This window comes from Duncaniella freteri (assembly GCF_004766125.1).
Classification (GTDB): Bacteria; Bacteroidota; Bacteroidia; order Bacteroidales; family Muribaculaceae; genus Duncaniella; species Duncaniella freteri.
This window is the reverse complement of the sequence record NZ_SJSA01000001.1, coordinates 1,277,218-1,292,229: the sequence shown is the minus strand read 5'-3', so window position 1 is coordinate 1,292,229 and position 15,012 is coordinate 1,277,218. Positions and strand designations below refer to the sequence as shown.

The following is a 15,012-nucleotide window of genomic DNA, read 5'->3' as shown; positions in this document are numbered from 1 at the left end:
GTCATCGCCCTCCGCCCAATGCATGGTACAGCGATATGACCGAACGTATCACATCGAAACGGTCGGACGCCTCGGACAGTTCGGCTTCAAGAAGACGCTGCTGCGCCGTGAGCACCTCAAGATAGTTGGTGGTGGTGTTGCGCATAAGCAGGCGTGTGTTATGCACCGCTCCCTTAAGTGCCACTATCTGCTTGCGGTCAAGGGCAAGACGTCCATTGGCGGTCTGCCATGCTATGAGAGCATTGTTGACCTCCATGCCGGCATCCAGGAGTTTCTGCTGGAAGTCAAGCAGATTCTCCTCATACCGAGCCCTGGCTATATCAAGGTTAGCCTTGTTGGTGCCTCGGTTGAATATAGGAACCACCACTGAGCCGAGGGCGTTGGCGATCCATGACGATGGATTGCCAACTGATCCTGATGACGTGGTCCATCCGGCATTGCCGGAAAGAGTGATTGACGGATAGAACGCCGCACGCGCGACATTGATATCGTAGAACGACTTTTGCAACCTATACTCAGCCTCACGCACATCGGGACGGTTGGAAAGCAGGTCGATCGGAATCCCCGCCGACAGAGACTCGGGGAATGACTGCTCCCTGAGCGAACCGCGCGCCATATCGGCATCCGGATCAAGGAGGAGAGAACGGATGGCATTCTCCTGCTCGGCAATCTGATTGCGAAGAGTGAGAGTGGAGCTTTCGACACGCATTCGGTTGGCACGAGCCTGAAGCACGGCTGCCTCATTGGTGCGCCCCGCACGTTTGAGAGCCTGGAGCACACGTATGTTCTCGTCCCATGTAGTGAGGGTACGTTCGCTTATCGACAGCTGCTCATCAAGCATGAGCAGAGTGTAATATCCATCGGCAATAGTGGCAACGAGCTGCGACTGCACAGCCTGACGGTAAGCCTGAGAAGCAAACCATGAAGCCTCGGCACCCATCTTAAGATTGCGCTGCTTCCCGAAAGCATCGATCTCCCATGATGCAGAGGGCCCGATGGAGAATCTGTCAGACGAGCCGGAACCCACACTGCCGTCAGCTCCCATACTCACCGAAGGCAGGAACGCAAGCCGGGATGCCGACAGAGTGGCGCGCGCCTCCTCCACTTTAAGAGCCGCTATACGCAGATCGGTATTGGAGTTCAAGCCGCTGTCAATCCAGGCAGAAAGATACTCGTCGGTGAACAATTCGCGCCAGCTCATGGCGGCAAGCGGGGAGCATACCGAGTCAGGGAGACACATATGCTCCGCATCATATCCTATAGCCGGACGCTCATATCCGGAATAAAGCCCGCATCCGCTCAGCAGCGGCAGGAGCAGAGTCAGGGCGGAAAATATATGCAGTCGGTTCATTTCTTGATTCTTTTAGGCATTACACGTTCTTCGATGGTCTGGAACACGATGAACAGCACCGGCACAATAAACAGGAGCGCGACAGTGCCTATGAGCATACCGCCCACAGTACCCACACCGATAGATATATTGCCGTTGGCACCCACACCGGATGCGAACACGAGGGGTATCATACCGAATATCATCGAGAGCGAAGTCATGAGTATGGGGCGCAGACGAGCCCGTGCCGCGGAAGTGACGGCATCGACTATCGACATCCCCGCCCGACGGCGTTCGGAGGCATACTCTGTCATAAGAATAGCGGTCTTGGCGAGCAATCCTATCAGCATCAGGAGTCCGATCTGAAGGTATATGTTGTTCTCCAGCCCGAACATCCTCGCAAAAAGGAAGCTCCCCATCAATCCGAAAGGCACTGACAGAAGCACAGCCCAGGGGATGAAAATGCTCTCGTAAAGGGCACAGAGTATGAGGTATATAAATACCACACACACCACAAAGATGAACACCGTGGAACCTGCCGACGATGCCTCCTCACGGCTCATGCCTCCGAACTCGTAGCCATATCCCGCAGGAAGCAGTTCGGCACACACCTCACGCACAGCCTCGATAGCCTCGCCGGAGCTATAGCCGCTCGCAGGGGTGCCGTTGACCTGAATGGAGGAGAACAGATTGAAACGCGATAGCGACTGCGCGCCATATACACGCGTCAGCTTAAGATACTGATTTATCGGTGTCATCTCGCCTGAGGAGTTGCGCACAAATATATTGGAGAGCGACTTGGTGTCGAGACGGAACTCAGGCGCAGCCTGCACCATCACCCTGTAGAGCTTGGAGAACCGGTTGATGTTGGATGCATAGGAGCCTCCGATGTATCCTGACAAAGCCTCAAGGACATCGCCCGGCTGAACACCGTTGCGCAGGGCGGCTGAGGCATCCACCTCAACAAGATACTGAGGGTACTTTGTGTCAAAGGATGTTGTGGCGCGCGCTATCTCAGGGCGGTTGTTAAGAGCCCCGATCACCTGTCGGGTGATATGGTGAAGGTCCTCGATGGTGCCGCCTTTCTGGTCCTGCACATGTATCTCGAAACCGTTGCTCGCACCGTAGCCGGGAATCATGCCCCGGGTGAACACTATGATACGCGCCCCGGTGATGTCGGATGTGCGGCGGTATATCTCATCGATCACCGAATCTATGTCGTCGCCATCGGCTGTGCGCTCGTCCCAGTTCTTGAGCCTCACATTAAACATGCCGCTCGATGATCCGGTGCCGCTCATCATGCCCATGCCGGCTGTACGTGAATAGACCATCAGCTGAGGTATGTCCTCAATGCGGCGGTCGATCTCCTTCATGATCCTCATGGTCTCGTCAAGATTAGTGCCGGGAGGGGTCATGACATCAATATTGATGGAGCCCATGTCCTCCTGAGGCACAAGACCGGTCTTGGTGGTCATCATCATGTAATAGAGACTGCCGCCGGCGAGCAGTATGAGCAGCGCGGTGAGCCAACGGCGCGAAATCATGAATCTCACACCGGAAGAGTACTTGCCGACAAGCCGTCCGAATCCGGCATCGAAAGCCACATGGAAGCGCGAAGAGAAGCTCTTGCCGTCAGAGTCGTGAGGGGTCATGAACAATGCACACAGAGCGGGGCTCAACGTCATTGCCGAAAGCAACGAGATACCTACAGCGACAGCCATAGTCAAGCCGAACTGAGTGTAGAACGTACCGGTGGTGCCGCCCATAAAGCTCACAGGGATGAACACCGCCATAAACACCACAGTGGTGGTGAGCAGAGCCGCGGTGATACCACTCATGCCTTCGACCGTGGCATCGTATGCCGACTTGACCCCTTCGTCGAACTTAGCCTGCACCGCCTCCACCACCACTATGGCATCGTCGACCACCGTGCCTATCACAAGCACAAGGGCAAAGAGCGTGATGAGATTGAGGCTGAACCCAGCCACATTCAGGAATATGAACGTACCGATGAGCGACACCACTATCGACAATGTGGGGATAATGGTGGCCCTGAAGCTCTGAAGGAATATGTACACCACAAGCACCACGAGAAATATCGCCTCGACAAGAGTCTTGATCACATTGTCGATCGAAGCGTCAAGAAAATCCTTGGTGCTCATGAGATCGACCATCACCATCCCTTTGGGGAGGGACTGGCGGATATTGTCCACCTCCTTGTCGATAGCATCGATTATCTCATTGGCGTTGGAGCCGGCTGTCTGGGATATCATACATGTAGTGCCGGGCTTGCCGTTGACTGCTCCGAGGTATTCATAGGACCTTGCACCGAGCTCTATCTCAGCCACATCCTTTAGTTTGAGCACCGATCCGTCAGGCTGGGCCCTTATGACAAGATTCTCGAAATCACTCTCGTTCTCATATCTTCCACGGTACTTGAGCGTGTAGCGGAAAGTGTTGTCGGACTCCGCGCCAAGTGTGCCTGTGGGCGATTCGAGGTTCTGCTCCTCAAGCACCCGGCGTATATCGGAAGGCATGAGCCCGTACTGGGCCATCTTGCCGGGATCGAGCCACACGCGCAGTGAGTAGTCGGCACCGTGGATATCCACTTCGCCCACTCCGGCGATACGCGACAGACGCGGCTCGATGTTTATCTTCATGTAGTTGGAGAGGAACTTCTGGTCGAAAGTACCGTCGGGGCTGTAGAGGGCGAGTGTCTTGATGCGCGAGGTCTGACGCTTGCGCACACTCACACCGCTGCGCGTCACCTCGGCAGGGAGAAGCCCCTGGGCGGATGCAAGGCGGTTCTGCACATTCACCATAGCCATGTCGCCATCGGTGCCCTGCTTGAAGTAGACCTGTATGCTCGCCGAACCGGTGTTAGTAGCCGACGACACCATATATATCATATCCTCCACGCCGTTTATGGCCTCCTCGATGGGAACCACCACACTCTTCTGAACGGTCTCGGCATTGGCTCCGGCATAGTTCGCCCTCACACTCACCGTAGGTGGCGCAATCTCGGGGAACTGTTCCACCGGAAGCCCCAGCAGGGATATAAGCCCCAACAGCACTATCGCGACAGAGATCACGCACGAGAGGATGGGACGGTCAATAAAAGTCTTTATCGTCATTTCGCATCCGTTTTAGCGTTAATCACTGTCCCCTCCTTTATGAGTCCTGCACCTTCCGACACTATGACGTCACCGGGCTGAAGCCCTTCGGTCACCACATATTCCTTGCCATTGCTCTGCGAAAGCACCTTTATCTCGGAGGATGATGCCTTGCCGTCGATAACCTTATAGACAAACACCTTGTCCTGAAGCTCATAGGTGGCACCCTGGGGTATGACTATGCAATCCTTCACGGCTGTGGGGATTATCACGGTGCCGGTGCCTCCGTCACGCAATATGCGGTCAGGGTTAGGGAATACGGCACGGAAGCTCAACGCTCCGGTAGAACTGTTGATAGTGCCGCTCACCGCATCGATATGCCCTTTTGACGGATACATCCGGCCGTTGCTCATACGGAATTCCACCTCGGGCATATCCTCGATAGCCTTCTTCATGGAACCGTACTGCTGCACCATGTCGAGCATCTGGCTCTCTGACATAGAGAAGTAGGCGTATATCTCTCCGTCATCGCTCACCGTCACCAACGGCTGCGCCACACTCGGGCTGACAAGCGCGCCCACACGGTAGGGTATCATGCTCGCCACACCGCTCACAGGCGATTTCACCTGTGTGTAGGACAGATTGGTAGCCGCTTTCTCAAGCTCAGCTTTGGCGAGCTTAAGCCTTGCATTTGCCTCGGCAAGCTCATTTTTGGCAGTATTTAGCTCGAAGTCGGATATCACCTTCTCCTCATAAAGCTCGGCATTGCTGTCAAGTACCAGCCGGGCGGTGGAGACTGAAGCCTCGGCACTCTGCACATTGGCTGCCGCGATATCATACGCCGCCTGGAACTGCGCGGGGTCAATCTCGAACAGCACCTGGCCTTTGCGCACAGGATCACCCTCACGGATGCATATCCTGGTGAGCATTCCGTCAATCTGAGGTCGGACCTCAACTGTCTGGCAGCCTGTGACTGATGCAGCAAAATCACTTTTAAGAGTCCTGTCGGCAAGGTCTATTACCTGCGTGGGATAAGACACCTGAGCCTTCGCGGCTGTTTTCTTTTCAGAACATGATGATAGTGTTAGTGCCACCGCTCCCACAACGATGGCAATGCAAGATAATTTCATGGTTCGTAAATTTTCTGTTTCTGCAAATTTACGAAAAATATATCTACCAATCGGGGGATGCTACAGTCAAATAAACATAAAAACAACTGTTTTTAATATTTTTAAGACCAAAAAGAATGTCGGGATCATAAAATATGCTTCTTCTCCTTATCCTCTGCCGACACAGGGGCAGGCTCGCTGATATAGCGTTCGTAGTATGCCATGATTATGGCTGTGACCGGCAACGCTATTATCATTCCTATAATCCCCAGCAGACTCCCCCACACCGAAAGCGACAGCAGTATCACCGCCGGGTTAAGCCCCATCTCCTTGCCCATGATGTGAGGGGTGATGATATAGTCACACACTCCCTGGCTCACCAGATAGACCATAAGGCACTTGCCGAACATAGATATAAATGATATCTCGCCTCCGAGCGAACAGATGAAGCATATCACAGCCACCGGGATCACAGTGACATACTGGAAATAGGGTATCATGTAGAGGATACCGACTATGATGCCCATGGGGATGGCAAGCGGGAGCCCGACAAGAGAGAATCCTATGCAATAGAACACCATGGCACACAATGCCACAAGCCCCTGACCGCGAAAATAATGGTTCATGCTGTCCTCGACATCGTAGACCACACCCATGACCCTCTGGCGGAACCTGTGAGGCACAATGAGCTTGAAGCCTCTTACTATCTGAGGATAGTCTATGAGAATGAAAAGTATGTAGACAAGGGTCAGGAGAAACGACAGCACATTCATAAGAATACCTATCGACTCCTCAAGTATCGAGGCTCCGCCGCTCATAAGCGACTGTAGACGCGAACCGTCGAGCATCTTTATAAGATTGTGAGGATCAAAGTACCGGGCTATGAAATCGACGGCTGTGCGGTAGAACTGCGGGAGCTGCCTCTGTCCCGATGTCACGCTCTTGATTATCGACCCGAGCGAATCGAGCTCGCTTATCACCGAGGGTAGAAACAGATAGACGACAAGCCCTATCACCACTGTGACATCTATGATGGTGAGTATCGACGCCAATGCCCGCCCCTTGCTACGTATCAGCCGGCGGTTGAGCTCCACAAGAGGCTGCAAGAGGTATGCCACAAAACATGCCACAAAGAACGGTAAAAGGACATCGCTCAGATAACGTATGAGAACTATGAGCAGAAATGTCACTGCCAGCCCTATGATAAGATGCATTATCCTATCGGAGGTCCAATATCTTGACTCGGCGGCTTCAGGCATAAACAGAATGGGGATAAGAGTGAATGTTGAAACGCAACTACCTATTCAACAATGATTGCCGGCGCGATGTTCACATCCGCCTGATGCGCCAGGGCTGAGGGTAGAGGGTGTTGGAGCGGGAGCCGAGATTCTTGACCATCCCGAGCGGTGCCCCCTGATATGTGAGCAGTACGAAACCGCGTGGCGTGCCTGACGGCATGACTGGAGAATCGCCCCGCAGATAGCCCAAGGCTGCGGCGCGATCGACTTCGACCCGGGGGAAAGCGTCTCTGCGCATGGCATGCGACATCACAAGCGACTGAGATGGCACCAAATCACGCCCTTTCACAGTGCCGAGACACACACCCTCGTGGATCACATCAACATGACGCCTGACGAGCTGGAGCAGCGGCATGTGAACGGACGGGAACGCGCTGACACGTTCACCCTCGGAGTAGACCGCATATGCACCGGGGTCAGAGAGCCAGCCTGAAGCCTCGGCGGGGACAGCCGGAGCACCCTTGGCTTTGCCCTTGACTTTTGACCTGCGCTCCGGCACGACAGCCCGCATACATGACGGCTCCCCGCTCTTGCGTATCACCGAAACGAACAGGCCCTCGCCGCGGGTTCGCCCGGGGATGAATCTGTAACAATGCATCCCACTGTCCTCCGTCCCATCCTCCAGGATTGCGGGTGTGATGCCCCACTCACTTACGACAGGCACAGGTACCGACTCCCCGCCAAGCTCGTCAAGAATGCGGCGGACAGTAAGCTCGTTCTCCTCACGGTTGAATGTACAGGTGCTGTAGACCAGCAAGCCGCCCGGACGCAGAGCGTCCCACAGGTTGGTCACGATCTCCCACTGACGTGCGGCACATTCGCGCACCAGTCCGGGGCTCCACTGCTCCACAGCCTCCGAGTCTTTGCGCATCATACCCTCACCGGAACATGGGACATCCCCTATGATGAGGTCGAACACCTCACCCATACGAGCAAACTGCCCGGTGTCGCCGCGAGTGACTATGACGGCGGGATAGCCCCATTTGATAATGTTCTCGCGCAGCACGGCAGCACGCGACGGCACATACTCATTGGCAACAACCACCGATCCCTCGGGCAACGCGTCAAGCACTGCCGTGGTCTTTCCTCCAGGTGCGGCACAGGCGTCAAGAACCGTTATGGGACAGGGATCGGAACCGATAACTGAGCGGACCACATGGGAATGGAACATCGAGGCTCCCTCCTGCACATAGTAACGCCCCTGATGCCACTGAGGATCAAGAGTAAATGACGGCCGCTCGGAAAGATACCATCCCTCTCTGCACCATGGCACCTGCCCGCAGGCGTTTTCGACCGACACAGGAGCCTTTCGCGGATTGACACGAACCGACACCTCCGGTTCACCTCCGGCAATAGCATCTGCCGCATCTCCGAGCCGGAGACCACGGAGCATTTCAATGAATCTTTCAGGAAGCATGACGGATGAGTTCTTTATATGAATGGCACGCACGCCTTACAGCGGCTGCGCCCGCTGACTTAGAATTTCTTGCCTTCGTAGGTTTCAAGTGCCTCACGCCATTCGGCAGTGATCGGTTCGGACTTCATGGTCCTGGGATTGAAGCCCGACATAATGGTGCGGCAACGGCAGCGCACACTGTCGTCGGTGGGGGAATAAACCCTCTGCTCAAGAGTGAGGCTCTTCTCCCCTATCGCCACCACGGCAGTCTCCACCTCGATAACGTCATCGAAGAACGTGGGCTTGCAGAAATCGCAGTTGATGTTGACAATCACCACTCCTATCTCTCCCCAACGGAGCTTGTCGCCGAGAGCAGCCTGGAAATAACGTGTCTTGGCAAGGTCCATAAATGTCAGATAGACGCTGTTGTTGAGATGACCCAACATATCGATGTCATTGAACCGCATCTGAAGCGGCATATGGTGGCGGAAATGCTTTATGCCGCCTTCACAGTAATCGCTCATAGTTTAGTTGGTGCCTATAAGGCTTATCGGGTTATATTTTATGGTGACGCGCTTGCGCGCATCATTACTCTTATCAGTGAAAAACTATCTCCTTTACAACATCGACACCCACCCAACGGTTGATGGTCTCTATAAGTCGGCTCTTGACAAAGCCGAGCTCGTTTTTAAGCGGAGCGGAGGTGAGATAGACGTGCAGCACACCATGGTCAACATATCGCCGGGAGGTGTAACGGTTGATCGATGCGCCCACCACATCAGCCCATGCGGCGGCTGCACGCTGCTCGTTGAGAGAGTCGGTGAGCCCGGCCCGGTCCATAGCCTCATCGATTATAGCAGCGATATGCCTGGGGTATGTACGTTTCATTGCAGGGTGAAGCGGCCCCCTTCCACCCGCCACAGCCGGTAGTCCCCACCGGTGCGGCCCATTATTTCGTCAAGATGAGTGCGGTTGGTGTCAGTGATGAATATCTGTCCGAATCCGTCGCCGGTAACAAGCCCCATGATGCGCTCCACTCTTGAGGCATCGAGCTTGTCGAAGATGTCGTCAAGAAGAAGAATCGGGCGCATCCCGGTCGACTCGCGCAGAAAGTCGTACTGAGCAAGCCTCAGGGCTATGGTGAAGGTCTTGCACTGCCCCTGCGAGCCTGTGCGGCGCATGGGCATGTCGTCAAGCACCATCTCGATATCGTCACGGTGAGGCCCCACGGACGTGTGTTTCACAATCTCGTCATGACGTCGGGCCTCATCCATAAGCGTAGCAAGTGTTATGCCGGGCCTGTTCAGATGGCTCTCGTAACGGAGAGTGACATGTTCGCCACCCTCTCCCGCTATGGCTGTATAATATCGGTCGAATATGACAGTGAGATTGGATATCCACTCTGTGCGTGCACGGCACAAATAGTCGGCACTCATCTCCATCATCACCTCCACAGCCCCATAGAGGGCAGGGTCGACACATCCGTCACGGAGCAGACGGTTGCGCTGTTCGAGCCCCTTGTTGTAGCGAATGAGGGCATCGAGATACTGCGGATCGCTCTGAGATATGACCATATCCATCCAACGCCTACGCTCCTCGCCGCCGCCACGTATAAGGTCGATGTCCTGAGGGGCGACCATCACCAGCGGAAACGCCCCGATATGCATGCTCAGACGCTGATATTCCTTGCCTCCACGCTTAATGGACTTACGTTTGGCAGAGGACAGCCCCATCACAAGCTCCTCATCCATCCCTTTGCGCTCATAAAGCCCCTTTATGATTGCCCAGTCCTCTCCACGGCTGATGAGCAGACGGTCGTTTATCCCCGAGAAGCTTTTGCAGAAACTCAGGAAGTAGACCGCATCGAGCAGGTTGCTCTTCCCCATGCCGTTGTTGCCGAGAAAGCAGTTGACCTTTCCCGACAACTCAAGTCGAGTCTCGGTGATATTCTTAAAATTGCTCAATGTCAGCTCATTCAGGCGCATATATAAAGGGTGAACAAAATTCAACCCGCAAATTTACTCAAAAAATCCTCCACCCCTCCATTTCCGACCTTATTTTAACCATTATTTAATCACTCGCATATTTCATCTATGGGGCTGTGATGTTCTGTTGGATGATGTATATCACTACCCACATCAGTATGAATATAGCTCTGCGCCAATTGTCCGTAGCATTTCTGCTTTATGCAAAAATAGGTCATAGCACCCATGTAGGCGACAACGGACACAATCCCGGTCACCACTCCCCACCCGGGGAAAGTATTCAATATAATGGCTGCTATACAGACAACCACAACCGGAATAAGCAGCAAGCTTAATTTCCAAGCACTTGGATTCTCAATCTGTTTCATATTTTCTGAGTCGGACTACCATTAAGACAAGAACGGATAATGGAATCATATTGTTCGTAATCTCATAGTTACTAATACATTACTCAGTCACCGGCGGTGAGGATACGCTGTGCCATGCTTTAGCCGACAGGCAATCGGCTACCTGTGGTTATATAAGCATTGCGGATTTCAGTCAGTGGGCATACGCCTGTGATTAATAATATGTTATTGGTCATTCCATATTAACCGGCGCACCTAAGGAACTTTATGGAGGGTCGGGTTGTTGTGTTGTTAGTCGTTATCGAAGTCAACCGCATGACTATTTTAACTTTTTTAATTAAAAAATTACCATAAGGATAACAAAATCGCTTAACTTTGCAGTTTGTTATCCTTTCCTCAAAATTTATACACACCTAATTCTATTTATGGAACAGAAAGAACTCGACCGCATCAGCTATGCCCTCGGACTAAGCATGGGCAATAATTTCCGCGCAAGCGGCATCCAGACAATTGATGTGCAGGACTTTGCCGACGGTGTTGCCGCCGTGTTCTGCGGATCGGAGCCTAAGATGACTTACGACGAAGCCAAAGCTGAGATACAGAAATTCTTTGAAGCTATGGAGGCAAAACAGAAAGCCGAAGCTGACAAGATGGCTCAGATCAATGCCGAGGCAGGCAAGAAATATCTCGAAGAGAACGGCAAGCGTGTCGAAGTAAAGACCACACCCTCAGGCCTACAGTATGAGGTGCTCACTGAAGGTGACGGCCCAACACCCAAGTCAACCGACCGCGTGGAGGTGCACTACACAGGCAAGCTCATCGACGGCACAGTGTTCGACAGCTCGGTAGAACGTGGCGTGCCCGCGACATTCGGCGTGACCCAGGTTATCCCCGGATGGGTAGAGGCTCTTCAGCTTATGAAGGCAGGCTCTAAATGGCGTCTGCACATCCCATCACAGCTCGCCTATGGCCCCAACGGAGCCGGCGGAGTCATCGGTCCCAACGCCACTCTCATATTTGACGTGGAGCTCCTGAAGGTGCTTTAAGATATCAGACCATTAACACAATAAAAAATAAAACGAAGATGAAGAAAATCTTAGCTGCCTGCGGTGTTGCCGCAGCATTGCTCGGCGCAACTTCCTGCGGCAATTCAGGCTCCTCAGCCTCCGCGGACAAAGGATTCGCCGACTCCCTCTCAAACTACCTCGGCATGACCCAGGGCATGCGCATATCAGCCGACTACGCCACTATCCCACAGGAGCAGAAAGATGCCCTCAAGAAGGATGACATCCTCCGCGGCTTCAAGCAGGTGATCATGACCGACACCACCCAGCAGGGCTATCTCACAGGCCTTTCATTCGGTCTGCAACTCGCAGGTCAGCTCTACCGTTACGAGCAGGCAGGCATCCCCGTTGACCGCGCAAAAGTATACGAGGCTTATGCCAAGGCTTTCAAAACCGATTCAGTAAGCATGGACGAAATGCGCGACGCACAGGCAACATTCCAGATGCTCGCACAGCAGGCCCAGCAGAAGATCATGGAGTACTACCAGGCACAGGAAGAAGCCGCCAAGGCTGCCAAGGAGAACTCTCCCGAAGCTAAGGAAAACAAGGAAAAGGGTGCTGCCTATATCCAGGACGCAATCAAGAAGGACCCCTCCATCAAGACCACCGAGAGCGGACTGGCTTACAAGGTCGTGAATGAAGGCACAGGCGAACCTGTAGGAAAGAACGGTTCAGCAGTCGTGAAATACAAGGGCCAGCTCATCGACGGCACAGTGTTCGACAGCAATGACGAAGGCGCAAACCTCAGCCCCCGCGGCACAGTGCCCGGATTCGGCGAAGGTATCGCTATGATGAACAAGGGTGCCAAGTATATCCTCTACATCCCCGGCGAACTCGCTTATGGTGTGGACGGACAGCAGCAGGCAGGCATCGGCCCCAACGCCACCCTCATCTTCGAGGTTGAGGCTATCGATGTGACCCCCGGCAAGTAAAATATCCGACCGTACATAAAATATAAGCCGCCGAGACCAACATGGTTCCGGCGGCTTGTTCTTTTTCACTCCTCAGCGAGAGTACGTCCGAAAATATGCTTTCCGGACATCTACAGTCCCCGAACCACCGTTGGGGCGAGACTGAGTGCCGATGCCATAGCCACATCCATATTGAAATATTCCCAAAGCGCGAAACGACCGGTGAGATACAAGCCGGAAGCAGCCAGACGGTCACTCAGCGCAGAGATCATAGAGCGGGTGTCGGCATGCTGTATGGGATAGGTATACGGATTGTAACAATGGGTGATATAGCGGGGCGAGAACGGGATGTACGGGAGCTGACGCACAATCTCGTCGCGAGATATACTGTCGGTGAATTCGATTGTCGCAGTCATGCGCCCGGGAGCATTATTGGTCCGAGAGAAATTGCCTGTGCATATGACGCGATGGGCATCATAGCTGGAGTCGGGAAGATATATCCAGCTGTACGGATTCGGATCTATGTCACAGAACACCGCAGTGGTGCCGTGCGACTCCAATCGGTCGATATACTGTGTGAACCCCTCGATATCAACGCCGGAAAGCATTCCCGGAAGATCCTTGACATTTCCGCAGAACACCACGGCATCAAATCTCTCGCCATCCACAAGCCATCCCCCGTCAGCCTGCCGGTCAAGCCTTGACACAGGGGAGGAGCAGCGCAGGTCAAGCCCCTCGGCAAGAGTGTCGGCAATGAACTGGGAGCCACCCTGACGCTCGTAATAGAAAGAACTGTGCACAAAAGCCTTCTCCTTGACACGACGTATGTTATTGTACAGAATCTCCTCAGGAGCAGGCATAGGCAGCTTGCCTTCCAGCCATGACAAAGGGACATCCGAAAGGTCGCGCCTCCACACCTTTCGGTTGTAAGGTCCGAAGTAAAGACGATAGAGAGTGTCACCGAACTGCTTGCGAAGAAACTCCTCGAAGTTGGCAGGCTCCGACCCGGCAGCCCTCATCCCGGCTACATCCGCTATGACGGCACGCAAAGTGTCATCGTCAAGCATATATGCATGATTCTCTATAGGATAGGGTATCTCAGCCCCATCAGGCATCTTTACCACTGAGTTACGGTCAGCCTTGACGAAATCACGGTCACGGTCGAATATCCCCCAGAAGAAGTCAAGCACATCTTCACGGCGCGTATTGAACACATGCCCGCCACAGGTGTGAAACAGGTTTCCATCCACACGTGCGCACTTTATGAGCCCGCCCGGGCGTGAATCGGACTCAAACACCGTCACAGAGGCATGAGTGGCAAGCAGCCTACCCATGGTGAGTCCGCTGACTCCGGCTCCTATTATCGCTATTCTATTCATAATCATTCTTTGAGACTACCGTTGCACGCCACTGAGGCATGAAGCCACATCACGGGCCACGCTCGATGTGTAATGCGAAGCGAGATAACTTTCATACGCCTTGAGGTCAACCGGTCCGGAAAGAGCCTTGTCGGCTATCATTGCAAACTCCTCATAACTCTCCACCGACGGAGAGAAACCGTCAAGACCGTAGAAGCGGGTATCCGGATTGTCAAAATATCTCATGACAGGCCGGCATCCCGAGGCTATAGCCTCAAGGAAACGAGGTGTCACCTGCGAGAAACCGTTGGTGGGCTTGCTGTCGTCCATTCCCGGAGTAGAGTACAGGAATATCCTTGACCTGCGCAGGAGAGCCATATAATCATCATGGCTCTCGATATCAGCCATAGGATTGCCTTTGATGTCATAAGCCCACAGATGCCCTTTACGGCGAGGTCCGCGGACCGCCATAACCACCCCCGGGTGCTCCGCGGCGTAACGTCTGGCATATCCGTCAAGCACATCCGAGACACGCCCCACGAGCGCGATGTCGATATCCTTGACCATCGGGGCCGAGCCGTCAAGCCTGTAGCAGTCGGGGAGAGAGAGGGGGACATGGCGGAAACGGTCAGGGTCAGCCCCACAGGCAAGAAGCCTCTCATAAGCCTCGTAGCTTGAAACAAACACAAGCGGGCAATGGGCTGTGGACTCCAGAAACCGGCAGGTATCGCTATCAGAGAGGAAATAATCTATGATCCAGGGGACAGAGTTACGTCCGTACCGCCCCTGATTGTCAGGCTTCGCCACCATGACAAACTCAAGGGTGGGGTCTCCGCTGTGGTAAAACGGCAAGCCGAGTCTCCTGACAATAGATCGCAAGGTCCATCCCACCCTTCCCGGACAACGCAGCGGCACGGAGAGAGACCGGGACAGAATATCCTCCCACTCAAACACAAGATTCCACGACGGACGATGCTTGATCCCGCGCCGTGAAGTTATTCCTGAAAGTTTCATCATGCCTGCAAAGTTAGTGAATCCCATCGGGATATGCAACGGTGAGCACCGGGAGTGACGAGAATGTCAAGGTTGCCGACATGACGG

General features: G+C 53.9%; 13 protein-coding genes. 2 read left to right on the top strand and 11 right to left on the bottom strand.

The features are described from left to right. Window position 1: 1 nt before the first annotated feature. The 9 genes from EZ315_RS05485 to EZ315_RS05445 all read right to left on the bottom strand — a co-directional run bounded on the left by EZ315_RS05485 (window position 2) and on the right by EZ315_RS05445 (window position 10,599). Window positions 2-1,351: a TolC family protein gene (locus EZ315_RS05485; RefSeq protein WP_135471190.1), complete on the bottom strand. Its 1,350-nt coding sequence runs from the start codon at window positions 1,349-1,351 to the stop codon at window positions 2-4. After that, window positions 1,348-4,464 (bottom strand): efflux RND transporter permease subunit, encoded by a 3,117-nt coding sequence (locus tag EZ315_RS05480; protein WP_135471189.1) that lies wholly within the window; start codon window positions 4,462-4,464, stop codon window positions 1,348-1,350. The genes EZ315_RS05485 and EZ315_RS05480 overlap by 4 nt, the downstream gene beginning before the upstream one ends. Beyond that, window positions 4,461-5,573 carry an efflux RND transporter periplasmic adaptor subunit gene (locus tag EZ315_RS05475; protein ID WP_135471188.1) on the bottom strand — a complete coding sequence of 371 codons (1,113 nt, stop codon included), beginning with the start codon at window positions 5,571-5,573 and terminating at the stop codon, window positions 4,461-4,463. The genes EZ315_RS05480 and EZ315_RS05475 overlap by 4 nt, the downstream gene beginning before the upstream one ends. A 125-nt stretch (window positions 5,574-5,698) precedes the next feature. Then, entirely contained in the window at window positions 5,699-6,811 is a 1,113-nt protein-coding gene (locus EZ315_RS05470; RefSeq protein WP_135471187.1) for an AI-2E family transporter, read from the bottom strand. A gap of 70 nt (window positions 6,812-6,881) precedes the next feature. Beyond that, window positions 6,882-8,267, bottom strand: coding sequence for a methyltransferase RsmF C-terminal domain-like protein (locus EZ315_RS05465; protein WP_135471186.1), 1,386 nt, complete (start codon window positions 8,265-8,267; stop codon window positions 6,882-6,884). 59 nt (window positions 8,268-8,326) lie between these two features. Further along, entirely contained in the window at window positions 8,327-8,770 is a 444-nt protein-coding gene (locus tag EZ315_RS05460; RefSeq protein ID WP_135471185.1) for an acyl-CoA thioesterase, read from the bottom strand. A gap of 73 nt (window positions 8,771-8,843) precedes the next feature. Beyond that, window positions 8,844-9,134 carry a DUF721 domain-containing protein gene (locus tag EZ315_RS05455; RefSeq protein WP_135471184.1) on the bottom strand — a complete coding sequence of 97 codons (291 nt, stop codon included), beginning with the start codon at window positions 9,132-9,134 and terminating at the stop codon, window positions 8,844-8,846. Further along, on the bottom strand, window positions 9,131-10,231 hold the full coding sequence (gene recF, locus EZ315_RS05450) for a DNA replication/repair protein RecF (RefSeq protein ID WP_135471183.1): 1,101 nt from the start codon (window positions 10,229-10,231) through the stop codon (window positions 9,131-9,133). The genes EZ315_RS05455 and recF overlap by 4 nt, the downstream gene beginning before the upstream one ends. An 89-nt stretch (window positions 10,232-10,320) precedes the next feature. Further along, the gene (locus EZ315_RS05445; protein ID WP_135471182.1) at window positions 10,321-10,599 is read right to left on the bottom strand and encodes a hypothetical protein; all 279 of its coding nucleotides are present in this window, start codon (window positions 10,597-10,599) and stop codon (window positions 10,321-10,323) included. Window positions 10,600-11,003: 404 nt separating this feature from the next. Between EZ315_RS05445 and EZ315_RS05440 the strand changes: the two genes are divergently transcribed. Further along, window positions 11,004-11,624: an FKBP-type peptidyl-prolyl cis-trans isomerase gene (locus tag EZ315_RS05440; RefSeq protein ID WP_135471181.1), complete on the top strand. Its 621-nt coding sequence runs from the start codon at window positions 11,004-11,006 to the stop codon at window positions 11,622-11,624. Between the two features lie 38 nt (window positions 11,625-11,662). After that, window positions 11,663-12,574 (top strand): FKBP-type peptidyl-prolyl cis-trans isomerase, encoded by a 912-nt coding sequence (locus tag EZ315_RS05435; RefSeq protein ID WP_135471180.1) that lies wholly within the window; start codon window positions 11,663-11,665, stop codon window positions 12,572-12,574. A gap of 110 nt (window positions 12,575-12,684) precedes the next feature. On the opposite strand, the gene EZ315_RS05430 is transcribed toward EZ315_RS05435, so the two are convergent. Both EZ315_RS05430 and EZ315_RS05425 read right to left on the bottom strand, forming a co-directional pair. Continuing rightward, on the bottom strand, window positions 12,685-13,932 hold the full coding sequence (locus tag EZ315_RS05430; protein ID WP_135471179.1) for a protoporphyrinogen/coproporphyrinogen oxidase: 1,248 nt from the start codon (window positions 13,930-13,932) through the stop codon (window positions 12,685-12,687). 15 nt (window positions 13,933-13,947) lie between these two features. Then, the gene (locus EZ315_RS05425; RefSeq protein ID WP_135471178.1) at window positions 13,948-14,952 is read right to left on the bottom strand and encodes a glycosyltransferase family protein; all 1,005 of its coding nucleotides are present in this window, start codon (window positions 14,950-14,952) and stop codon (window positions 13,948-13,950) included. Between the last annotated feature and the right edge of the window lie 60 nt (window positions 14,953-15,012).

Bases quoted from the DNA above. Each gene is read 5' to 3' on its own strand.
- EZ315_RS05485 (WP_135471190.1), bottom strand. From the start codon at position 1,351: ATGAACCGACTGCATATATTTTCCGCCCTGACTCTGCTCCTGCCGCTG.
- EZ315_RS05480 (WP_135471189.1), bottom strand. From the start codon at position 4,464: ATGACGATAAAGACTTTTATTGACCGTCCCATCCTCTCGTGCGTGATC.
- EZ315_RS05475 (WP_135471188.1), bottom strand. From the start codon at position 5,573: ATGAAATTATCTTGCATTGCCATCGTTGTGGGAGCGGTGGCACTAACA.
- EZ315_RS05470 (WP_135471187.1), bottom strand. From the start codon at position 6,811: ATGCCTGAAGCCGCCGAGTCAAGATATTGGACCTCCGATAGGATAATG.
- EZ315_RS05465 (WP_135471186.1), bottom strand. From the start codon at position 8,267: ATGCTTCCTGAAAGATTCATTGAAATGCTCCGTGGTCTCCGGCTCGGA.
- EZ315_RS05460 (WP_135471185.1), bottom strand. From the start codon at position 8,770: ATGAGCGATTACTGTGAAGGCGGCATAAAGCATTTCCGCCACCATATG.
- EZ315_RS05455 (WP_135471184.1), bottom strand. From the start codon at position 9,134: ATGAAACGTACATACCCCAGGCATATCGCTGCTATAATCGATGAGGCT.
- recF (WP_135471183.1), bottom strand. From the start codon at position 10,231: ATGCGCCTGAATGAGCTGACATTGAGCAATTTTAAGAATATCACCGAG.
- EZ315_RS05445 (WP_135471182.1), bottom strand. From the start codon at position 10,599: ATGAAACAGATTGAGAATCCAAGTGCTTGGAAATTAAGCTTGCTGCTT.
- EZ315_RS05440 (WP_135471181.1), top strand. From the start codon at position 11,004: ATGGAACAGAAAGAACTCGACCGCATCAGCTATGCCCTCGGACTAAGC.
- EZ315_RS05435 (WP_135471180.1), top strand. From the start codon at position 11,663: ATGAAGAAAATCTTAGCTGCCTGCGGTGTTGCCGCAGCATTGCTCGGC.
- EZ315_RS05430 (WP_135471179.1), bottom strand. From the start codon at position 13,932: ATGAATAGAATAGCGATAATAGGAGCCGGAGTCAGCGGACTCACCATG.
- EZ315_RS05425 (WP_135471178.1), bottom strand. From the start codon at position 14,952: ATGGGATTCACTAACTTTGCAGGCATGATGAAACTTTCAGGAATAACT.